Raw genomic sequence first — 21,931 nt, forward strand, 5'->3', positions numbered from 1 at the left:
CCGCCCCGCGCACGACTACGCTGGCCCACGTGCCCCAACGTGTCGCGCTCGAGCTCGCTGTCCAGGACCCGGCCGGGGCGGTGATCGCTGCCGACGTCGGTGCCCGGCGCGTCGAGCTCTGCTCCGCGCTCGGCGCCACCGGGGGCATCACGCCCAGCGCCGCGCTGATCGAGGCGGTGATCGACGCCGCGGCGGTGGTGCCGTCGTCGGACAGCGCGCCGATCCTGGAGGTGCACGTCCTGGTCCGGCCCCGGCCCGGCGGGTTCGTCTACTCGGCCGCCGAGCACGACCTGATGCTCCGCGAGGTCGTCCTGTCGGTCGACGCCGGCGTGGACGGCGTCGTGCTGGGTGCGCTGACGCCGTCGGGCACGGTGGACGTGGCGCGGATGCGCACCCTGGTGGCCGCCGCCGACGACGCCGAGGTGACGTTCCACCGGGCGATCGACGTGGTCGCGGACCCGATCGCGGCCCTCGACACGCTGTCCGAGCTGGGTGTCGCGCGCGTCCTGACCTCCGGCGGCGCGGCCCGCGCGGCCGAGGGCCTGGACCGCCTGGCCGCCCTGGTCGAGCGCAGCGCCGAGCTCGGCATCGAGATCATGGCCGGGGGCGGCATCACCGCCGCGGACGTCCCGGCCCTGCTCGGTGTGGGCGTGGACGCCGTCCACCTGTCCGCCAAGCGGACCGTGACCGACGCCGGCGGCCCTGGTGGCGGGGGCGACGCCGGCTACGAGGTGACGGATCAGACACTGGCCGAGGCTGCGGCCAGGGCTCTCCGCACTACGGTTGAGTCATGACCTCAGAGCCGGCCCGTGTGCCTGTCGACGCCACCACCACCAACGCCTGGGGCTCGCTCACCGAGCTCTCCAAGAACCTCGACCCCGACCTGCGCGGCTGGTTCGCCGCCGACCCGGCCCGCGCCGCCCGGCTGAGCCACCAGGCCGGCGACCTGCACGTCGATCTGTCGAAGAACCTGGTCACCGACGACGTGCTCGCCGCGCTGCTCGCGCTCGCCGAGGAGGTGGGCCTCGCGGAGCACCGTGACGCGATGTTCTCCGGGCAGCACATCAACGTCACCGAGGACCGCGCCGTGCTGCACACCGCCCTGCGTCGCCCCTCGGACGAGCCCTTCACCGTGGACGGCCAGGACGTCACGGCCGACGTGGCCGACGAGCTCGCCAAGGTCTACGCGTTCGCCGAGCAGGTGCGCTCCGGGGAGTGGACCGGCGTCACCGGCGAGGCCGTCCGGACCATCGTCAACATCGGCATCGGCGGCTCCGACCTCGGCCCCGTCATGGCGTACGAGGCCCTGGAGCCCTACGTCCAGGACGGCCTGGAGGTCCGGTTCGTCTCGAACATCGACCCCACCGACGTCGCGCAGAAGACCGCCGACCTGGACCCGACGACCACGCTGTTCATCGTCGCGTCCAAGACCTTCGGCACGCTGGAGACCCTGACCAACGCGCGGCTCGCGCGCGACTGGCTGTGGCGCTCGCTCGTTGCCGCGGGGGCCATCGAGGACTCCGAGGACGGGCGCGCCGACGCCGTCGCGAAGCACTTCGTCGCGGTGTCCACCGCGCTGGACAAGGTCGAGGCGTTCGGCATCGACCCCGCCAACGCGTTCGGGTTCTGGGACTGGGTGGGCGGCCGCTACTCCGTGGACTCGGCCATCGGCACCTCGCTCGCCGTGGCGATCGGGCCGGACGCGTTCGCCGACTTCCTCGGCGGCTTCCACGCCATGGACGAGCACTTCCGCACCACCCCGTTCGAGAGCAACGTGCCCGCCCTGATGGGCCTGCTCAACGTCTGGTACGTGAACTTCCGCGACGCGCACACCCACGCCGTCCTGCCGTACGCGCAGCAGCTCCACCGGTTCCCGGCGTACCTGCAGCAGCTCACCATGGAGTCCAACGGCAAGTCCGTGCGCTGGGACGGCACGCCCGTCACCTCCGAGACCGGCGAGGTCTTCTGGGGCGAGCCCGGCACCAACGGCCAGCACGCGTTCTACCAGCTCATCCACCAGGGCACGCGGCTCATCCCGGCCGACTTCATCGCCGTGGCCAACCCCGCCTACCCGCTGGCCGACGCCGTGGGCGACGGCGGCGCGGTCGCCGCCGGGGCGGACGTGCACGGCCTGTTCCTCGCGAACTTCTTCGCGCAGACCAAGGCGCTCGCGTTCGGCAAGACGGCGGACGAGGTCCGGGCCGAGGGTGTCGCGGAGGACCTGGTCTCGGCGAAGGTGTTCAGCGGCAACCGGCCCACGACGTCGATCCTGGCGCCCGCGCTGACCCCGTCGGTGCTCGGGCAGCTCGTGGCGCTGTACGAGCACATCACGTTCGTGCAGGGCGTCGTCTGGGGCATCGACTCGTTCGACCAGTGGGGCGTCGAGCTCGGCAAGAAGCTCGCGCTGGAGATCGCCCCGGCGGTCGCGGGCGACGAGGCCGCGCTGGCGGCGCAGGACCCGTCGACGGCGGCGCTCATCGCGAAGTACCGCGAGCTGCGCGGCTGACGACGCCGGCCTGAGGCCCGGGGAGACGCGTCCGTCTCCCCGGGCCTTCTGCGCAGGGTTAGAGGATTCTCATCCGGATCGGGGCGCTTCTGCCCCGCCCGGCTGCGAGGATGACGTGATGACCACGCACCTCGATCTGCTGACCGGCGAGTCCGCCGCGGGGCTCCTCGACGCCGCCGTGGCGACGGCGGGCGGCGAGCTGGTCGACTGGCGGGTGCGGCAGGTGGACCACCGCCCCGGCTCGACGACGACGGTCGCGTACCGCGCGACGGTGCGCTGGAACGGCGTCGAGCGCTCCGAGACGCTCGGTGCGAGCGTGGGCCGGGCCCGTGACGGGCGCAAGCCGGGCGTGGTCACGCTGTCCGACGGCGACGCGACGGTCGCCGTGTGGCGGTTCCCCGGCGACCCGGCGCTGCCCGCCCTGCCGCGCGCGTTCGACCCCGCCGCCGTCGAGGAGCTCCTGGCGGGGCTCGGCGTGGGCCCGCGGGAACGCGCGCACCCCGAGCTCAAGGTGCGCGCCTACCGGCCCACCCGGCGGGCCGTGCTGGAGGCCACGGCCGCGGGGTCCCACGTGTTCCTCAAGGTGCTGCGGCCGCGCAAGGTCGCGGACCTGCACCAGCGGCACGCGCTGCTGTCGCGGGCCGGGCTGCCGGTCCCGCGCCCGCTCGGCTGGTCCGACGACGGCCTGCTGGTGCTGTCCCCGCTGCACGGTACCGAGATGCGCACCGCCGTCCGCGACGGGGGCCGCATCCCGTCCCCGTCCGCGATCCTGGACCTGCTCGACCGGCTGCCCGCCGAGGTGCGCGACCTGCCGCGACGCCCGGCCTGGAGCGAGTCGGCGCAGCACTACGCGGGCGTGATCGGGGCGGCGCTGCCCGCCGAGGCCGGCCGGGCGAACGATCTGGCGGGCGCGGTCGCCGCCCGCCTCGCGGAGCGCGGCGCGGGTGCCGACCCCACGCACGGCGACCTGTACGAGGCGCAGATCATGCTCACCGACGGGCGGGTCACCGGCCTGCTCGACGTCGACTCCGCGGGGCCGGGCCACCGCGCCGACGACCTGGCCTGCCTGGTGGCGCACATCGACGTGCTGTCGCTCGTCGGCGGGTCTGACCCCACGCACGTGGCCCGCGCGTCCCGGATGCGCCGGCTCGCGGCGGACTACGCGGCAGGGTTCGTGACCGCGCCCGGCACCCGGGGCGCGGACCGGAGCGACCTCGCCGCCCGGGTCGCGGGCGTGCTGCTCTCCCTGGCCACCGGCCCGCACCGGGTCCAGGAACGGCACTGGCAGGCGGCGACGTCGCGCCGCCTGGACGTCGTGGCGGCCTGGCTCGACGGGTCGCGCCTCGCGACCGCCGGCGTGGGCGGCGCATGAGCCTGCGCCGGCCGTCCGTCCGGGCCAAGGTCGTGGCCGTGGTCGTGGCGGTGACCGCCACCGGGCTCCTCGGGGCCGGCCTGCTCACCCACGCGATCCAGTCCCAGCAGATCATGGACGACATCTCCGAGGACTTCGACCAGGAGATCGGGGAGCTGCAGCGGCTGGCGATCGACGGCGTCGACCCGGAGACGGGCGAGGACTTCCACGGCGCGGGCCGGCTCATGAGCGTGGCCATGGAGCGGAACGTCCCGGGCTCGAACGAGATGTTCGTGAGCTACCTGGACGGCGCGCACCAGCAGTCCAACCCGCCCGCGGCGAGCCGCGTGATCGTGGAGAGCGAGCTGGTCCAGGACGTCGTCGACGGGCTGACGCCGGAGTCGTCCACCTCCGTCCAGCGCGAGATCGAGACCGAGATCGGCCGGGTGTGGTTCGTCGTGGTGCCGGTGACCGTGCCGGACCGGCAGGAGGTGGGCGCCTACGTCATGGCGTCCGCCCTGGACCAGGCGCTCGCGGCGGAGACGGCCGTGATGCGCACCTACGCGATCGTCTGCAGCGTGGCGCTGGTGCTGCTGGGCCTGTTCGCCTGGCTCGTGGTCAGCCGCCTGCTGCGGCCGCTGCGCCAGCTCAGCGCCACCGCGACCCGGGTCACCGAGACCGACCTGTCCCAGCGCGTGCCCGTGGCGACCGACGACGACCTCGGTGAGCTGGCCGGCGCCTTCAACACCATGCTCGACCGCCTGTCCACGGCCATCGAGACGCAGCGCCAGTTCCTGGACGACGCCGGGCACGAGCTCCGGACGCCGCTGACGGTGCTGCGCGGGCACCTGGAGGTGCTCGACCCGGACGACCCGGCGGACGTGCGCGAGACCAGGGACCTGCTGCTGGACGAGACCTCCCGGATGGGGCAGATCGTCGAGGAGCTGGTCCTGCTCGCCAAGGCGGAGCGGTCCGACTTCGTGGCCCCGGCCCCGGTGGACCTGGGCCGGTTCACGGACGACGTGCACGACAAGGCGCGCGCGTTGGGCGACCGCCGCTGGGTGGTGGACGCGCGCGCCGACGTCGAGGTGTCCGCGGACGCGCACCGGCTCACCCAGGCCGTGCTCCAGCTCGCGGACAACGCGGTCAAGTTCACCGGCGCCGACGACGAGGTCGGGATCGGCACGCAGGTGTTCGACGGCGCGTCCGGCCGCGTCGTCCGGCTCTGGGTGCGGGACACCGGGCCGGGCGTGCCGCCGGAGGAGGCGGACCGCATCTTCGACCGGTTCGCGCGGGGGAGCACGGCGGGCGGCGTCCCGGGCTCCGGCCTGGGCCTCGCGATCGTGCGGGCCATCGCGCAGGGGCACGGCGGGGACGTGGCGGTGGAACGGTCGGACCCTTCGACGAGCTCAGGACGGCGCGGAGGCGGCGCGCGGTTCGTGATGACCTGGCCCGTGGCCGGACCCGGGCAGGGCGCACAACAGGCAGCACGAGGCGCGACGGAGGAGGAGGCGGCGTGAACCAGATCCTGATCGCGGAGGACGAGGAGCGCATCGCGCAGTTCGTGCGCAAGGGACTCAAGGCGCACGGGTTCCAGCCCACAGTGGTGTCCGACGGCGCGTCGGCGCTCGGCCACGCCATGTCGGGCGGCTACGACCTGATGGTGCTGGACATCGGGCTGCCCGTGCTGGACGGGTTCACGGTGCTCCAGCGGCTGCGCGACGTCGGCTCCACGCTGCCCGTGGTCATCCTCACCGCGCGCGACTCGCTGTCGGACCGGGTGGCGGGCCTGGAGGGCGGGGCGGACGACTACATGTCCAAGCCGTTCGGGTTCGACGAGCTGCTCGCGCGGATCCGGCTGCGGCTGCGCAAGGCGGCGTCCGAGGCCGCGCCGTCGGATCGGCTGGAGCACGGCGGCGTCGGGCTGGACCTGCGCACGCGCACCGCGACCGTCGCGGGCCGGGAGGTGGAGCTGTCCGCGCGGGAGTTCGCGCTCGCCGAGGTGTTCCTCCAGCACCCGGGGCAGGTCATGTCGCGCGAGCAGCTCCTGTCGCGCGTGTGGGGGTACGACTTCGACCCCGGGTCCAACGTGGTGGACGTGTACGTGCGGTACCTGCGCAGAAAGCTGGGCGCGGACCGGATCGAGACCGTGCGGGGCGCGGGCTACCGGTTCCGCGGATGACGCCCCGACGGCGCGGCGGCCGCCCCGACCACATGAGAGCTGTCTCATCCGGGTCTCCTCGTGGCCTCATCCTGGCTCGGCAGACTCGTCGTCAGCAGGCACCCGACCGGGGTGCCGGGAGACCCGGGAGGTCGGTCGCATGAACCCCTCGACCATGAAGAAGCGCTGGGCCGTCGTCGGGACGGCCGCCGTGATCGGTATCGCGGGCGCGAGCACGGCCGCCGCGCTCAACGACCCCGCCCCGCGGACCGAGGCGACCGCCGCCGTCGCGCTGTCCGGCGGGACCGCACCCGCCGGCGGGACGACCGCCGCGCCCGCCGACGACTCGCCGGAGTCGGCGGACTCGCCGAACGAGTCGGCACGGGACACCCCGGGGTCCGCGCAGTCGGCGGACTCGCCGGGCGACGCGAACTACGACCCGTCGCCGGAGTCGGCGGACTCGCCGAACGAGTCGGCGCACGATACGGCGGGCTCCGCGCAGTCGGCGGACTCGCCGAACGACGCGAACTACCAGTCCCCGGCGGACGACACCCCGGACGACAACACGCCCGACGACGCGGACGACTGATCCGCACTCGCCACGTCTCGGAACCTCAGGTCGCGCCGGTGACCTGAGGTTCCGACATGTCGGCAGATATACGGAAGTAGTAACCCGACCCGCCTACACTGCGCGCGTGACCCGTACCCACCGTCGACCGCGGATCGCGATCTGTGGCATGGCGATCGAGTCCAGCACGTTCTCCCCGCACCGCTCGGGCTGGGAGGCGTTCACCCTGCTGCGCGGCAACGAGCTGGTCCGGCGGTACCCGTTCCTGCGGGACGGCACGGCCCTGCGCAGGGAGGCCGAGTGGGTGGGCATCCTGCGGGCCGGTGCGCTGCCGGGCGGCGCGGTCCCGGCGGACGTCTACGAGACGGTCCGCACCGAGATCGGCCTGGCGCTGGAGGCGCAGGGCCCGTTCGACGGGGTCCTGCTCGAGATCCACGGGGCCATGGCGGTGCTCGGCTACACCGACGCGGAGGCGGACCTCGCGCGGGCGGTGCGCGCCGCCGTCGGGCCGGACTGCCTGGTCTCCGCGTCCATGGACCTGCACGGCAACGTGTCCCGCGCCCTGGCCGCGACCGTCGACCTCATCGCCTGCCACCGCACGGCCCCGCACGAGGACGAGGACGAGGCGCGCGAGCGGGCGGCCACGGACCTGCTGCGGCGCGTCGACGGCGCGGGGCGCCCGCGCAAGGCCTGGGTGCAGGTGCCGGTGCTGCTGCCGGGGGAGCGCACGAGCACCCGGCAGGAGCCCGCCAAGGGTCTCTACGAGGACGTCGCACGGGTCGGGGAGCTGGCCGGCGTCCTGGACGCCTCGGTCTGGGTCGGCTACGCGTGGGCGGACGAGCCGCGCTGCCGGGCCGCCGTGGTGGTCATGGGCGACGACGACGCCGTCATCTCCCGGGAGGCCGAACGACTGGCCCGCCGGTACTGGGACGCCCGCGCGGAGTTCGGTCTCGTCGCCCCCGCCGGGTCGTACGAGGAGTGCCTGCGCGCGGTGCTGGCGAGCGACGCGCGGCCGTTCGTCCTGTCGGACACCGGCGACAACCCCCTGGCCGGCGGCGCGGGTGATGTGACCTGGACCCTCGCGCGGCTCCTGGCGGAGCCCGCCTTCGCGACCCCGCCCGCCGACGGCGGCCGCACCGCGATCTACGCCGCCCTGCCCGACGCCGCCGCGGCCCGCACGGTGGCGGCCGCCGGGGTGGGCGCCACCGTCGAGGTGGAGGCCGGGGCCCGGGTCGACGACGGCCCGCACGGACCGGTCACGCTGCGGGGCGTCGTCGAGCACGTGCGCGCGGACGACCCCCTCGCCGGAGTCGTGTGCGTCGTCGCGGTGGGCGGCCTGCGGGTGGTCCTGACCGAGCGCCGCCGGGCGTACCACCTGGAGTCGGACTTCACCGCGATCGGCCTGGACCCGCGGGGCACCGACGTCGTGGTCGTGAAGATCGGCAACCTCGAGACCGAGCTCTACGAGATGGCCGAGGACTGGATGCTCGTGCTCACGCCGGGCGGCGTGGACCAGGACCCGCACCGGCTGCGCCGCACCGGCCTGGGCGGGCCGGTGTGGCCGTTCGACGACGACGCCGCCTTCGGCGACGGCCCGGACCTCACCGCCGAGCTGCTCTGACCCGGCGCCGCCGTCGGGCGTCAGGTCAGAGCGGGCCCTGGAAGTTGGCGCAGCCGCCCGCCGGGACGAACCCGAGCGCGATGTTGATCGCGAGCATGTGCGGGTTCTCCTCGTTGTTCCAGGTGTAGATCCGCTGCGCCTGGGGGCGCAGGCGGGCGTGCTCACGCAGGTTCACGGCCTTGACGAGCATCCCGAGCCGGTGCCCGCGGTGCGACCGGAGCACCACCGTCGCCTGCTGGTTCGTGTGCTCGGGCTGGAGGTCGTTCCACTGGAGCATGGTCATCGCGACCAGCTCGCCCGTGGCCACGTGCTCGGCCGCCGTCACCACGTACTGGTCGCCCTTGGCGGCCATCGCTGCCTCCTCGGTCCGGATCCGCTCCACGTCCCAGACGTCGGACTCGACCTCCAGGCCGCCGCGCGGCTCGTCGTCGGACAACGCCTGCTCCAGGGCCGCGTACTGCTCGATCCACTCCTCCGGCATGGGCGCCGTCCAGGTGTGGACCCGGTACGCGTCGCCCGCCACGGCACGGGACTCGGCCTCGAAGCGGGACACCGCCTCTGGCAGCACCGGCAGGTCGATCCGGGAGCGGCGCTCGACGAGCTGGAGCGTCAGGCCCAGCTTCCGCGCGAGCAGGACGCCCGGCAGGTCCGCGCCGACCTCGCCGCTGCCCGACGCCGGGGTCAGCGTCTCGCCCGCCGGCTTGTCCGGGCCGAAGTCGACGTACGTCATGAACGACGTCCGGCCCTCCGCCCGAGCCGTGTCGCGCGACCACTGCGCGAGGGCCGTGGCGATGCCCTGCCGCCGGTGCTCCGGGTGCACCACGATGCCGCCGATGGCCAGCTCAGGATTGGCGCGGACCTGCAGGAACACCGTCGCCTCGCCCACCACCTCCGGGCCGGCGGGGGTGTCCACCACCGCGATCTGCCGCAGCTTGCGCACGTAGCTCTGGTTGTTCATCCCGACCAGGATCCCGATCGGCGTCGGGGCGGCGTCCGCGTTGCCGAGGTCGACGACCGCAGCCGCGGCATGCATCTCCGCGATGCCGCGGTACGCCCAGGCGTCGGCCTCGTCGAGCGAGGTCGCGTGCGGGGGGTCCATGAGCCGCCACGCCGACGTCGCCGGGGCGGGTGCTGCAGAGGATGAGGTCATGGACCCAGGGTGCTCCGGGAGGTCCGGGGGCGCACGGCTTTATTCGGCCCGCTGCCGCTAGCGTGACCGCATGACGAAGAAGTCGCGCGCCCGGACGCTCACCGTCGAGCAGAAGGCCCGGCTCCTGTCCGGGGCCTCGTTCTGGTCCACCGCCGAGGCGCCCGGCGTGCCGTCGGTCTACCTCGCCGACGGGCCGCACGGCGTGCGCCGGCTCGCCCCCGACGTCGGCGACATCGAGGGCGCGGTCCCGGCCACGTGCTTCCCGCCCGCCGTGGCGCTGGGCAGCACCTTCGACGTCGGCCTCGTGGCGCGCGTCGGGGCCGCCGTCGCCGCCGAGGCGCGGGCGCGCGACGTCGACGTGGTGCTCGGCCCGGGTGTCAACATCAAGCGCAGCCCGCTGTGCGGGCGCAACTTCGAGTACGTGTCGGAGGACCCGCTGCTCGCGGGCGAGATCGGCGCCGCCCTGGTCGCCGGGATCCAGGGCGGCGGCGTGGCCGCGTGCGTCAAGCACTTCGCCGCGAACAACCAGGAGACCGAGCGCATGCGCGTCTCCGCCGACGTCGACGAGCGCACCCTGCGCGAGATCTACCTGCGTGCCTTCCAGCGTGTGGTGACCCGGGCGCGGCCCGCCACGCTCATGTCGTCCTACAACCGCGTCAACGGCACGCACACCGGCGAGGACCGCCGGCTCACCACCGACGTGCTGCGCGGCGAGTGGGGCTTCGAGGGCCTGGTCATGTCCGACTGGGGCGCCGTCCACGACCGCCTCGCCGGCATCCGCGCGGGCCTCGACCTGGAGATGCCCGGCGCCGGCTCGGCCCGGGTCGCGGAGATCGTCGCCGCCGTCCGGTCCGGCGCGCTCGACCTGGCGGACGTCGACCGCTCGGCCGGCCGGGTAGTCGCCCTGGCGCTCGCGGCGCACGCCGGGCGGGAGGCGGCCGCGGGCGGGACGGACACCGCGCCCGGAGCGCTCCTCGCGGAGCGGGGCGACGACCCCGAGGCCTGGCACGACGACGCGCACCACGCGCTGGCCCGCGAAGCCGCGAGCCGCGCGATCGTGCTGCTCAAGAACGACGGCGGCCTGCTGCCGCTGGCCCCGCGGACGCGCCTCGCCGTGATCGGCGAGCTCGCGCGGACGCCGCGGTTCCAGGGCGCGGGGTCGTCCCAGATCGTCCCGACCCAGGTCGACGACGCCCTCGCGGCGATCCGCGACTCGGCGACCGACGACGTCGTGTTCGCGCCGGGGTACGAGCTGGGCGCGGGGCCGGCGGGCGGACGCTCGGCCGGCGGACGCTCGGCCGGCGAAGGAGCGCAGACGCTCGCCGACGAGGCCGTCGCCGCGGCCCGCGACGCCGGGGTGGTGCTGTTCTTCGCGGGCCTGCCGCAGTCGTCGGAGGCCGAGGGCCGCGACCGCGAGCACATCGAGCTCCCGGCGGCCCAGCTCGACGTGCTGGACCGCGTGCTGGCGGTCAACCCGCGCGTGGTCATGGTGCTCTCCAACGGCTCCGTGGTGCGGCTGTCCGGGTTCGCGGACCGCGTGCCGGCGATCGTCGAGGGCTGGCTGCTGGGCCAGGCGGGCGGCGGCGCGACGGCCGACGTCCTGTTCGGCCGGGTCAACCCGTCGGGCCGGCTGGCCGAGACGGTCCCGCTGCGCCTCGAGGACACCCCCGCGTGGACCAGCTTTTCCGGCACCGGGCTGCACGTCACCTACGGCGAGGGCATCTTCGTGGGCTACCGCTGGTACGACGTGCGGGACCTGGCGGTGCAGTACCCCTTCGGCCACGGTCTGTCGTACACGACGTTCGCCTACACGGACCTGACGGTTACCGCCGGGCCGGCCGACGGCGTCGTCGGCCTTACCGCGAGGCTGACCGTCACCAACACCGGCGGCGTGGCCGGACGCGAGGTGGTCCAGTGCTACGTGTCCGTGCCGGGATCCGCGGTCCCGCGGGCCCCGCGCGCGCTGGCCGCGTTCGCCGTCGTCGACCTGGCGCCGGGGGAGTCCCGGGAGGTCGAGCTGGTCGTGGACCGGGCCGACCTGGCGTTCTGGGACGTGCGCGCCGACCGGTGGCACGTGGAGGGCGGCACCTACCGCGTCGAGGTGGGCGCGTCGAGCCGCGACCTGCGCGTCGTGGCCGAGGCCGAGGTGCGCGGGGACGCCGCCACCCGGCCGCTCACACCGGAGTCCTCGGTGGGCGAGGCGATGGCGCATCCCGTCGTCGGCCCGACGGTCACCGCGCTGCTGCGCGCGGCGGGCCTGTCGGACGACGTCATGATCATGACGCAGGCCATGCCCCTGGAGCGGCTCCCGTACCAGCCGGGCTCGGGCGTGACGCACAGGCGGCTTCGCCACCTGCTCACGATCGCGAACCACCCGCTGGCCGCCCGTCTCACCCGCCGCCGCCGTTGAGTGCTGGGTATGTGCGCTCTCGAACCGTTTCGAGAGCGCAGATACCCAGCACTCAACGGGTCGGGAGGGTGGGTCAGCGGCGCTTCTGGAGGGCTGCTTCTGCGCCCGAGGGGCGGAAGCCCAGGGACACGTTGATCGACAGCATGTGGGCGTTCTCCTCCGCGTTGAACGTGTGCACGCGTTCCGTCTGCGGGTAGCGGGCGGCCAGCTCGCGCAGGTTCACGGCCTTGACCAGCATCCCGAGCCGGTGCCCGCGGTGGGCCTTGAGCGCGATCGTCTCCTCCTGGAACACGTACGCCGGCTTGCCGTCCTGCAGCAGGAACGACGTGCCGCCCGCGATCTCGCCGGACGGGACGTGCTCCACCAGCGTGGTCAGCAGGCGCTGGCCGCTGTCGGCCCGGTCCTGGAGGTAGATCCGTACGCGCTCGGCGTCCCAGGTCTCCTCGCCGAAGTCGAGGTCACCCTGCGGCACGTCCGTGGACATGCGGGTCATGAGCTGGGCGTACCCCTCGTGCCACGCCTCGGGGATGCCCTCCCACGTGTGCGTCACGTAGTCGGCGCCGGCCTTCGCGCGGGCCTCCGCCTCGAACGCCGCCAGCTTCTCGGCGTCCACCGGCAGGTCGAGCCGCGACATGCGCTCCACCTGCTCCAGGGTGTAGCCGCGCCCGAGCGCGAAGTGCACACCGCCCGCGTCGGCGGGCAGCCGCCCGGCGCCGGTGGCGGGTACCAGCGCGTTCTCGCCCTCAGCCGCCTCGCGGGCCGAGAGCGACCAGCTGAAGAAGGTCGTCCGGCCCGCGTCGGTCGCCACCCGTTCCGCCTGTTCCGCGATGGCGCTACCGATCCCGCGGCGGCGGTGGTCCGGGTGGACGCCCAGGTAGAGGTCGGCGGTGTGCGTGTTGTGGTCGCGCGCCATCGAGGCGTACCCGTAACCGACGACGTCGTCGGCGGTCGGCGCGGTGCCGTTCGCGCGGTCCAGGACGGCGACGAAGCACCGCTTCTCGGCGTACTCCTGGTGCAGCATGCTGCTGACGAGCTGCTGCTCGGTGCGGGCGAGGTCGTCGTATCCCAGGTTCGCCGTCTCGGCGGCGCGGTCCACGGCGGCGATGCCGTGGTAGGCCCAGGCGTCGGGGTGGTCGGTCGACGGTGCGGGCCCCACCTCGAGGATGCGCCACGTCGTCGGCTCGGGCGCGTAGCCGGTCGGGGAGGTCATACGACCAGGGTGCCCCGCACGCCGTCGGGCGGCGAGAGATTATCGACGGCGTGCGGGGTGCCCGGTCAGGCGGCGACGGAGATCGCCTGCCCGACGGCGGTCCGGTCGGTCAGGGCGTCCCGCATCGCCAGGGCGAGGTCGGGACGGGCGATCGTCCAGGCCCACCGCACGTTGCCGTCCCGCCGGGACTTGTAGCGGCCGGTGCCCCGGCGGTCCTGGAGGCGCGGCGGCCGCATGATCGTCCAGTCCACGTGACTGGCCCGGATCACCTGCTCCATGGCCTCCAGGTCGGCGTTCGCCACTGCCAGCGCCCGCTTGAGGATGGGCTTGGCGACGTAGCGGGAGAGCGGGTCGTCGCCGTCGACGAGCCAGCCGCTCGCGCTGATCGCGACCAGCCGGCGCACGCCCGCGCGGTCCATGGCGGCGATGACCGCCGTGATCCCGTCGCGCAGCACGTGCGGCGACTCGCCGGGCACCGGGCCCAGGCAGCTCGCGACGGCGTCGACCCCCTCGAAGGCGGCGGCGAGGGCCGCGACGTCGGTGGCCTCGGCGACCCGGACGGGCGGTCCGGGCTCGCCGGCCAGCCGGGCCGGGTCGCGCACGACGGCGACGACGTCGTGGCCCGCCGCCGTCAGCGTCCGCACGAGCTCGCGGCCGGTGCGGCCGCTCGCTCCGACAACAGCGATCTTCATGGCATCTCCTCGGGTCAGGGGTGGCGCTCACCCAGGGGGTGAGTGAATACTTACTAACACCGTGCCACGGGGTCGGGCCGCAGGTCAAGGGAGCAGGGAGAATGTCTGCCATGAGCACACGGGAGCGGATCCTCGACGCGGCGGCGCGCGTGATGCGCGAGCAGGGCGTGGCGCACGCGACGACCAAGGAGATCGCGCGGGCGGCCGGCTGCTCGGAGGCCCTGCTGTACCGCCACTTCGACGACAAGCAGGGCCTGTTCATGGCGGTGCTGCAGGAGCGCCTGCCGCGCTTCGCCCTGCCCGACGACGCCGTGGGCACCTCGACCGTGGAGGCCAACCTCGAGCGCTTCGTCTCGGGGCTGCTCGACTTCTACGTCGGCAGCTTTCCGATCTCGGCCTCGATCTTCTCGAGCAGCGTGCTCCTGGCCCGGCACCGCGAGTCCATCGCCGCGAAGGGGGCGGGCCCGCAGGTGCCTCAGCTGAGGTTGCAGGCCTACCTGGAGGCGGAGCGGGACGCCGGCCGGGTGCGTGCGGACGCCGACGTCGAGGCCGTCGCCCGCCTGCTCGTGGGCGCGGCGCTGTACCAGGCGTTCCTGGCGGCGTTCTGGGGCGAGAGCGACGGTGAGGTCGACCGCGGCGTCGACGTGCCCGGCCAGGCCGGCCGCCTGGTGGCGCCCGTCCTGCCGGCGCTGCTCCCGGCCTGACGAGCGTCGTGTCAGACGTACGGATCACGCGGGTGACCTGTACGTCCGACAGGTCGGGGGTCAGGCGGGTGGGGGAGCCGTGCTCGACCGCTGCACCAGCCGCGTGGGCAGGCGGGTGTGGTGCCCTGCCGACGGGCCGGACTCGAGCATCGCGATGACCATGCGGAGCGCCTCGGCGCCCATCTCGTGCAGCGACTGCGCCACCGTGGTCAGGGGCGGCGTCGCCCCCGCGGCCTCGGGGACGTCGTCGAACCCGATAACGGAGAGGTCCTCCGGGACGCGCAGGCCCAGCTCCTGCGCCACCTGGATGACGTGGATCGCGGAGAGGTCGTTCGCGGCGAAGACCGCGGTGGGCCGGTCGGGGCGTTCGAGCAGGTCGTGCGTGGGCCGGTCGGACCGGTCCGGGCGGTAGCCGCCCTCCAGCACCAGGCTCGGGTCCGGGGTGAGCCCGGCCGCCTCCATCGCCTCGAAGAAGCCCAGTTCGCGCAGACGGGCCGACTCCAGGTCGCCGCGTCCGCCCAGGTAACCGATGCGCGTGTGGCCCAGGCCGATCAGGTGCTCGGTGGCGGTGCGGGCGCCGCCCAGGTTGTCGGAGTCGACGGTGGCCGGTCCCGTGGGGCCCGTGTGCGGGTCGATCGCGACGATGGGCACGCCGTCGTGCTGCGGAAGGGCGAGCGTGGGCGTCACGATGACCACGCCGTCGATCAGGGTGCCCGCGAGGCGGGACAGGGAGCGCCGCTCCCAGCCCACGTGGTCCGAGCGGCCGGCGTCGCCGCAGTAGGCGAGGAGCTCGTAGCCCGTGCCCGCGATCGCGGCGGAGATGCCCTTGAGGAGCTCGGTGCTGAAGGGCTCGAACTCGGCCACGAGCACGCCGATCACGTTGGTCTGCCGACGGCGCAGGCTGCGGGCGACCAGGGACGACTCGTACCCGAGGTCGGCCACGACGGCGAGCACGCGCTCGGCGGTGGCGGCGGCCACGCCGTACCGGCCGTTGACGACCTTCGACACGGTGGCGACCGAGACCCCGGCGACGCGGGCGACGTCGGTGATGGTGGCGCGGCCGGTCGCGCGCTCCTCGGTGGCGGACGGCCCGAGGGTCCCGGGGTCGTCCGTCACGCCGTCACCCGGTCCGGCGGTGGACCCGGGTGAGTCTGTCCCACTGTGCACGGAAGAGACAGTACATCCGGGCGCGGTGGTGTGTCCGACGGGCCGATCCGTTTCGAAATCGATATCGAAACCGTTTGACGAAACTATGGCGAGACTGTCACGCTCCTGCTTGACGGACCTCGTCGTCCGTCAATCGGCAACCTTCTGCCGACCGTCGATGACGACTTACAAGGGATTCCACAATGATGAGGAAAACGCGCGGCGCGGCGCTGATCGCGCTCGGGGGCTCCGTCGCCCTGGTCCTGTCCGGCTGCGTCGGCGCCGGGTCCGGTTCCGGTGGCGAGGAGACCAACCAGAACGCCGATGCCCAGGAGATCACCTGGTGGCACAACTCCAACCAGGGTGAGGGCCAGGCCTACTACGAGCAGGTCGCCAAGGACTTCGAGGCCGACACGGGCGTCAAGGTCGACGTCCAGGCCATGCAGCACGAGGACATGCTCACCAAGCTGCAGGCGGCCTTCCAGTCCGGCGACGAGTCGCAGATCCCGGACGTCTACATGAGCCGCGGCGGCGGCGAGCTCGCCGCCGAGGTCGACGCCGGCCTCGTGCGCGACCTCACCGAGGACTCGGCCGACACGATCAGCACCATCTCGAACTTCACCGACCAGTACACCGTGGACGACAAGGTGTACGCCCTGCCGTACTCCATCGGCCTGGTCGGCTTCTGGTACAACAAGGACCTCTTCGAGGCCGCGGGCATCACGGACGTCTCGCCGAACCCGACCATCGAGGAGTTCGACGGCTACCTCGACAAGCTCAAGGACGCCGGCACCACCCCGCTGTCCGTGGGTGCGGGCGACAAGTGGCCGGCCGCGCACTACTGGTACTACAGCGTGGTCCGCGAGTGCCCGTACGACGTGGTCGAGGCCGCGATCGAGAGCGCCGACTACTCCGACCCGTGCTTCATCAAGGCGGGCGAGCACACCGAGGAGATCATCGGCAAGGAGCCCTTCAACCGCGGCTTCCTGACCACTCCGGCGCAGTCGGGCCCGACGTCGGCGTCCGGCCTGCTCGCGACCGGCAAGGTCGGCATGGAGCTCGCGGGTCACTGGGAGCCCGGCGTGGCCGGCGGCCTCACCGAGGACGGCGAGGTGCCCGACTTCCTCGGCTGGTTCGCCTTCCCGACGTTCGACGGCCAGGGCGGCGACCCCGCCGACCAGATGGGCGGCGGCGACGCCTGGTCCGTCTCGGCCTCCGCGCCCGACGCGGCGGTCGACTTCGCCAACTACCTGCTCTCGGACGAGGTCCAGCAGGGCTTCGCCGAGAACGACATGGGTCTGCCGACCAACCCGACGGCGACCGGTTCGCTCGCCAACGAGACCCTCGCGCAGCTCATCCCGGTGCGTGACGGCGGCGGCAAGACCCAGCTCTACCTCGACACGCGCCTCGGCCAGTCGATCGGTGGTGCCATGAACGACGAGATCGCCCTCATGTTCGCCGGCGAGGCAGGCCCGCAGGACGTCGTCGACGCCATCCAGACCGCGGCCGAAGCGGAGCAGTGAGCAGGTGACGGCACCAGCCCGGGGCGGGCGCGGCGGAGTGAGCTCCGCATGGCGCAAGCGTCTCGAGATCGCATTCTTCGTCACGCCCGCCCTGGCGCTGTTCGCCCTGTTCGTCGTCTGGCCCATCGTCACGGCGGTCCAGCTCTCGGTGTTCCGCTGGAAGGGCTTCGGGCCGCTGACCGACTTCGTCGGCCTGCGGAACTACGTGACCGTCCTGGGCGACGACGTCTTCGTCGACTCCGTCGTCCACAACCTGATCATCGTCGGCGGGTCGATCGCGCTCCAGCTCCCGCTGGGGCTGGCCATCGCCCTGCTGCTCAACCGCAAGATGTGGGGCCAGGGCCTCCTGCGCACGATCATCTTCGTGCCGTACGTGCTCGCCGAGGTCATCGCGGGCGTGGTCTGGTTCCAGCTGCTGCAGCCGGAGTACGGCGTGATCGACGGGCTGCTCGGCGCCGTCGGCCTGCAGGCGCCGGAGCAGGGCTGGCTCGGTGACCCCGACCTCGCGCTGCTCACCGTGCTGATCGTGCTCACGTGGAAGTACCTCGGCCTGGCCGTGATCCTCTTCCTGGCCGGCCTGCAGGGCGTCCCCGAGGAGCTGTACGAGGCGGCCCAGCTCGACGGCGCCTCGTGGTGGCAGACGCAGCGCAAGATCAGCGTGCCGCTGCTCGGCCCGACGATGCGTACCTGGGCGTTCCTGTCCATGATCGGCTCGCTCCAGCTCTTCGACATGGTGTGGATCCTGACCGGCGGCGGGCCCGCCAACTCCACGACCACCATGGCGACGTACCTCATCAACCAGGGCACGCGCAGCCAGAACTTCGGCATCGCCGGGGCGGCCTCGGTGATCCTGTTCGTCATCGCGCTCGTCATGGCGGTGCTCTACCAGCAGCTCGTCCTGAGCCGGGACACGCGCTCCGACGTGGTGACGGTGAAGCGCAGCAGGAAGAAGGTGACCCGGTGAGCGCCCCGACCACGAACGTGCTCATGAGCGCCCCGACCGCCCGGAACGCCGGCCGCGAGCCGGTCCGGAGGCGGCGTTCGAACGGCGGCAGCCAGCCCCTCGTCTACGCGATCGCCCTGGTGGTCGTGGCCCTGACCCTGGGACCCGTGCTCTACGGCGTGCTGGGCGGGTTCCGCACCAACGCCCAGATCGCGCAGGACCCGTCGGGCCTGCCGGCCCCGTGGGTGCTCGACAACTACGTGGGCGTGCTGACCAGTGCCAGCTTCTGGCAGTACGCCGTCAACTCGGCGGTCATCGCCGTGCTGACCACCGCGATCACGGTCGTGCTCGGTGTGATGGCCGCCTACCCCCTGGCCCGGTACCAGTTCAAGGGGCGCGAGGCGCTGTTCATGGTGTTCGTCGTCGGCCTGCTGTTCCCGGCCACGGTGGCGATCGTCCCGCTGTTCATCCTCATCACGCAGAACCTGCAGCTCGGCAACACGTGGCTCGGTGTGGCCCTGCCGCAGGCGGCGTTCGCCCTACCCGTGACCGTCGTGATCCTGCGGCCGTTCCTGGCCGCGATCCCGCAGGAGCTGGAGGAGGCGGCCCAGCTCGACGGCACGTCCCGCATCGGCTTCTTCTGGCGCATCCTGCTGCCGCTGTCCGGGCCGGGCATGGTCACGGTCGGCGTGCTGGCGTTCGTCGGGTCCTGGAACGCCTATCTGCTGCCGCTGCTCCTGCTCCAGTCGGACATGAAGACGCTGCCGCTCGGCGTGGCCGACTTCTCGTCGGAGCACTCCGCCGACACCGCCGGCGTCTTCGCCTTCACCACGCTAGCCATGATTCCCGCCCTGGTGTTCTTCCTCGCCATGCAGAAGCGCATCGTCAACGGGCTGCAGGGGGCGGTCAAGGGTTAGGTCCCCGCCGGGGACCCCCTTCGACCAGCCCGATCACGAGAGGAAACGTTTGATGACCGAACTGCCGGTGGCGCTGAGGGCGATGCCCGAGGTGTCGGAGCGCGTGCGCGACCTGCACGCACGGATGACCCTCGAGGAGAAGCTGGCCCAGCTGGTCGGGTACTGGCTGGACCAGGGCGGCAACGTCGTGGCACCGATGCAGGGCGAGATGGCCGGGGGCCAGGGGACCACCGCGCTCCCGGACAGCACCAGGCACGGCCTGGGGCACTACACCCGCGTGTACGGCACGCGGCCCGTGGACCCGGTCGAGCGCGCGGCCTGGCTCTGGGCCGAGCAGCGCCGGATCAAGCGCGAGACGCGCCTCGGCATCCCCGCGCTGGTCCACGAGGAGTGCCTCACGGGCCTGGCGGCCTGGAAGGCGGCGACCTTCCCGACGCCGCTCGCCTGGGGCGCCTCGTTCGACCCGGAGCTCGTCGAGGAGATGGGCCGGCTCATCGGCGACTCCATGCGGGAGCTGGGGATCCACCAGGGGCTGGCGCCGGTGCTCGACGTCGTCCGCGACCCCCGCTGGGGCCGCGTGGACGAGTGCATCGGCGAGGACCCGTACCTCGTCGGCACCGTGGGCACGTCGTACGTCCGCGGGATGCAGGGCGCGGGCGTCCACGCGACGCTCAAGCACTTCGTGGCGTACTCCGGCTCCAAGGCGGGTCGCAACCACGCCCCGGTGAGCGCGGGCCCGCGCGAGATCGCCGACGTCTTCCTGCCGCCCTTCGAGATGGCCGTGGTCGACGGCGGGGTGCGGTCCGTCATGGCCTCGTACAACGATGTCGACGGCGTGCCGATGCACTCCTCCGGCGAGTACCTCACCGAGCTGCTCCGCGAGAAGTGGGGTTTCGACGGCGTCGTGGTCGCCGACTACTTCGGCGTGGCGTTCCTCAGCGTGATGCACGCGATCGCCGCCGACCGGGGGGCCGCCGCGGCGGCCGCCCTGCAGGCCGGCGTCGATGTCGAGCTGCCCTCCGGCGACGCGTACCTCGAACCGCTGGCCACGCTCGTCAAGGACGGCGACGTGCCGATCGAGGTGGTGGACCGGGCCGTGCTGCGCGCGCTCAAGCAGAAGGAGGAGCTCGGCCTCCTCGAGCCGGACGTGTACGAGGACGAGCCGCCCGCCGTCGTGGACGTGGACTCGCCCGCGCACCGCGACGTCGCCCGGCGCCTCGCCGAGGAGTCGGTGGTGCTGCTGGCGAACGATGGCGTGCTGCCGCTCGGGTCCTGGCACGACAAGCCGGCCCGCGTGGCCGTGATCGGGCCCAACGCCGACCGCCCCGAGGCCCTGATGGGCTGCTACTCGTTCGCCAACCACGTGCTGGCGCACCACCCCGGCGTCCCCGCCGGGTTCGAGATCCCGTCCCTGGCCGAGGCCCTGGCCACCGAGCTCGGCGGCCCGGGCGCGCCCGAGCTCACGTTCGCGCGGGGCTGCGCCGTCGAGGGCGACGACACCTCCGGGTTCGCCGAGGCCGTCGCCGTGGCCGAGGCCGCCGACGTGGCGGTCGTCGTGGTGGGCGACCAGGCCGGGTTGTTCGGCCGCGGCACCGTGGGCGAGGGCAACGACAGCGAGTCGCTCGACCTGCCCGGCGTGCAGCGCGAGCTCGTCGAGGCGGTGCTCGCCACGGGCAAGCCGGTCGTCATGGTGCTGCTCACCGGCCGCCCCTACGCGATCGGCTGGGCGCTCGACGGCGACGGGTCCGGCGGGCGCACGCCCGGCGCCGTCCTCCAGGCGTTCTTCCCGGGCGAGGAGGGCGGCACGGCGCTCGCGGGCGTGCTCTCGGGCCGCGTGAACCCGTCCGGCCGCCTGCCGGTGTCGCTGCCGCGGTCGGCCGGCGCGCAGCCGTACTCGTACCTGCACCCGATCCTGGGCGGGGCGTCCGAGGTGACGTCGACCGACTCCACGCCGGTGCGCGCCTTCGGGTTCGGGCTGTCGTACACGTCGTTCGAGCGCGAGCTCGTGTCCGTGGACCCGTCGGTCGAGGCGGGCGGCACGTTCCGCGCCGTCGTCGCGGTGACGAACGCAGGCGAGGTGGCCGGCTCCGACGTCGTGCAGCTCTACGGGCACGACGTGGTGGGCTCGGTGGCACGGCCCACGACGCAGCTGCTCGGCTACCACCGGGTTGACCTGGCGCCCGGGGAGTCGACGACCATCGCGTTCGACGTGCCCACCACGCGGTTCGCGTTCAGCGACCGCAAGATGGTGCGGATCGTCGAGCCCGGGGACGTCGAGGTCTGGGTCGGCGCGCACGCGGCTGACAACGTTGTCAGGGTGGTGGCCGAGGGCATCGCCGACCTGAACGAGCCGAACGACTCCGCGCCCGTCCTGCCGCCGTCGGCCCGCCGGATCGTCACCATCACGGGCGACGTGCACGAGGTGACCACCGCCGACGACCGCTGGGTCCGTACCCAGGCCGGCTGACCCCCCTTCGTTGAGTGCTGGGTATTTGTTGCTCCCGGACTCCGGGAGCAACAAATACCCAGCACTCAACGAAGACGGCGGGGCGGGGACGGCGGGTGGGAGGATGGGGCGGTGCGCATCGACGTCTGGTTGTGGGCGGTGCGGCTGACCAAGAGCCGGTCGGTCGCGGCGGAGCTGTGCCGGAGCGGCCGGGTCCGGATCAACGACAAGGTGGCCAAGCCGTCGGCGTCCGTCGCCGTCGGTGACCGGGTGACGTGGCGCGACCCGCTCCGGGACCGGGACATCGAGGTCGTCGAGCTGCTGCTCAAGCGCGTGGGAGCGCCCCTGGCCGTCAAGGCGTACCTGGACCACAGCCCCGCCCTGCCCACGCGGGTGGAGCGCGAGGCCGTGGGCCTGCGCGACCGCGGCACCGGGCGGCCCACCAAGCGGGAGCGGCGCGACATCGACCGGCTGCGCGGACGGCGCTGAGAGCGCTTCCCCCGGCCGGAGCCCGAGCGGGTGATTTCTGGCAATTCACGCGATCTGCGGGCGGTCCGACGGCTAGTGTGCGGCTGTCTTCCCT

The 21,931-nt window shown here is 73.3% G+C and carries 18 protein-coding genes; 14 read left to right on the forward strand and 4 right to left on the reverse strand.

All coding sequences use genetic code 11. The features are described from left to right. Window positions 1–29: 29 nt before the first annotated feature. The 7 genes from ACZ7LE_RS21795 to ACZ7LE_RS21825 all read left to right on the forward strand — a co-directional run bounded on the left by ACZ7LE_RS21795 (window position 30) and on the right by ACZ7LE_RS21825 (window position 8,207). The gene (locus ACZ7LE_RS21795) at window positions 30–794 is read left to right on the forward strand and encodes a copper homeostasis protein CutC (protein ID WP_470405347.1); all 765 of its coding nucleotides are present in this window, start codon (window positions 30–32) and stop codon (window positions 792–794) included. Beyond that, the gene (gene pgi, locus ACZ7LE_RS21800) at window positions 791–2,506 is read left to right on the forward strand and encodes a glucose-6-phosphate isomerase (protein ID WP_470405348.1); all 1,716 of its coding nucleotides are present in this window, start codon (window positions 791–793) and stop codon (window positions 2,504–2,506) included. The genes ACZ7LE_RS21795 and pgi overlap by 4 nt, the downstream gene beginning before the upstream one ends. Before the next feature lie 118 nt (window positions 2,507–2,624). After that, window positions 2,625–3,878, forward strand: a complete 1,254-nt coding sequence (locus ACZ7LE_RS21805) for a phosphotransferase (protein ID WP_470405349.1) — start codon at window positions 2,625–2,627, stop codon at window positions 3,876–3,878. Then, complete coding sequence (locus ACZ7LE_RS21810; protein WP_470405350.1) at window positions 3,875–5,377, forward strand: sensor histidine kinase; 1,503 nt, start codon at window positions 3,875–3,877, stop codon at window positions 5,375–5,377. Before ACZ7LE_RS21805 ends, ACZ7LE_RS21810 begins: the two co-directional genes overlap by 4 nt. Beyond that, a complete protein-coding gene (locus ACZ7LE_RS21815; RefSeq protein WP_377228847.1) occupies window positions 5,374–6,039 on the forward strand; it encodes a response regulator transcription factor in 666 nt (221 codons plus the stop codon). The genes ACZ7LE_RS21810 and ACZ7LE_RS21815 overlap by 4 nt, the downstream gene beginning before the upstream one ends. A 139-nt stretch (window positions 6,040–6,178) precedes the next feature. Continuing rightward, window positions 6,179–6,607 carry a hypothetical protein gene (locus tag ACZ7LE_RS21820; RefSeq protein ID WP_470405351.1) on the forward strand — a complete coding sequence of 143 codons (429 nt, stop codon included), beginning with the start codon at window positions 6,179–6,181 and terminating at the stop codon, window positions 6,605–6,607. A 106-nt stretch (window positions 6,608–6,713) separates the two neighbouring features. Continuing rightward, entirely contained in the window at window positions 6,714–8,207 is a 1,494-nt protein-coding gene (locus tag ACZ7LE_RS21825) for a M81 family metallopeptidase (protein WP_470405352.1), read from the forward strand. 25 nt (window positions 8,208–8,232) lie between these two features. Here ACZ7LE_RS21825 and ACZ7LE_RS21830 read toward each other — a convergent pair whose 3' ends face one another. Continuing rightward, window positions 8,233–9,357, reverse strand: coding sequence for a GNAT family N-acetyltransferase (locus ACZ7LE_RS21830; protein ID WP_470405353.1), 1,125 nt, complete (start codon window positions 9,355–9,357; stop codon window positions 8,233–8,235). Window positions 9,358–9,427: 70 nt separating this feature from the next. Between ACZ7LE_RS21830 and ACZ7LE_RS21835 the strand changes: the two genes are divergently transcribed. Beyond that, on the forward strand, window positions 9,428–11,767 hold the full coding sequence (locus ACZ7LE_RS21835) for a glycoside hydrolase family 3 C-terminal domain-containing protein (protein ID WP_470405354.1): 2,340 nt from the start codon (window positions 9,428–9,430) through the stop codon (window positions 11,765–11,767). 73 nt (window positions 11,768–11,840) lie between these two features. Here ACZ7LE_RS21835 and ACZ7LE_RS21840 read toward each other — a convergent pair whose 3' ends face one another. Further along, on the reverse strand, window positions 11,841–12,977 hold the full coding sequence (locus ACZ7LE_RS21840; RefSeq protein WP_470405355.1) for a GNAT family N-acetyltransferase: 1,137 nt from the start codon (window positions 12,975–12,977) through the stop codon (window positions 11,841–11,843). 65 nt (window positions 12,978–13,042) lie between these two features. Next, on the reverse strand, window positions 13,043–13,669 hold the full coding sequence (locus ACZ7LE_RS21845) for an NAD(P)-dependent oxidoreductase (RefSeq protein ID WP_470405356.1): 627 nt from the start codon (window positions 13,667–13,669) through the stop codon (window positions 13,043–13,045). Window positions 13,670–13,779: 110 nt separating this feature from the next. On the opposite strand from ACZ7LE_RS21845, the gene ACZ7LE_RS21850 reads away from it, so the two are divergent. Then, the gene (locus ACZ7LE_RS21850) at window positions 13,780–14,373 is read left to right on the forward strand and encodes a TetR/AcrR family transcriptional regulator (RefSeq protein ID WP_470405357.1); all 594 of its coding nucleotides are present in this window, start codon (window positions 13,780–13,782) and stop codon (window positions 14,371–14,373) included. A gap of 60 nt (window positions 14,374–14,433) precedes the next feature. On the opposite strand, the gene ACZ7LE_RS21855 is transcribed toward ACZ7LE_RS21850, so the two are convergent. Beyond that, a complete protein-coding gene (locus ACZ7LE_RS21855; protein WP_470405358.1) occupies window positions 14,434–15,540 on the reverse strand; it encodes a LacI family DNA-binding transcriptional regulator in 1,107 nt (368 codons plus the stop codon). Between the two features lie 182 nt (window positions 15,541–15,722). Between ACZ7LE_RS21855 and ACZ7LE_RS21860 the strand changes: the two genes are divergently transcribed. The 5 genes from ACZ7LE_RS21860 (at window position 15,723) to ACZ7LE_RS21880 (ending at window position 21,837) form a co-directional block, all read left to right on the forward strand. Further along, window positions 15,723–17,042 (forward strand): ABC transporter substrate-binding protein, encoded by a 1,320-nt coding sequence (locus ACZ7LE_RS21860; RefSeq protein WP_470405359.1) that lies wholly within the window; start codon window positions 15,723–15,725, stop codon window positions 17,040–17,042. Between the two features lie 4 nt (window positions 17,043–17,046). Then, on the forward strand, window positions 17,047–18,006 hold the full coding sequence (locus ACZ7LE_RS21865) for a carbohydrate ABC transporter permease (RefSeq protein WP_470405360.1): 960 nt from the start codon (window positions 17,047–17,049) through the stop codon (window positions 18,004–18,006). Continuing rightward, window positions 18,003–18,902: a carbohydrate ABC transporter permease gene (locus ACZ7LE_RS21870; protein WP_470405361.1), complete on the forward strand. Its 900-nt coding sequence runs from the start codon at window positions 18,003–18,005 to the stop codon at window positions 18,900–18,902. The genes ACZ7LE_RS21865 and ACZ7LE_RS21870 overlap by 4 nt, the downstream gene beginning before the upstream one ends. A gap of 52 nt (window positions 18,903–18,954) precedes the next feature. Then, entirely contained in the window at window positions 18,955–21,369 is a 2,415-nt protein-coding gene (locus ACZ7LE_RS21875; RefSeq protein WP_470405362.1) for a beta-xylosidase/alpha-l-arabinosidase, read from the forward strand. A gap of 111 nt (window positions 21,370–21,480) precedes the next feature. Continuing rightward, complete coding sequence (locus tag ACZ7LE_RS21880; protein WP_285107820.1) at window positions 21,481–21,837, forward strand: RNA-binding S4 domain-containing protein; 357 nt, start codon at window positions 21,481–21,483, stop codon at window positions 21,835–21,837. Window positions 21,838–21,931 lie beyond the last annotated feature (94 nt).

It is taken from the genome of Promicromonospora sp. NPDC110617 (assembly GCF_055598465.1).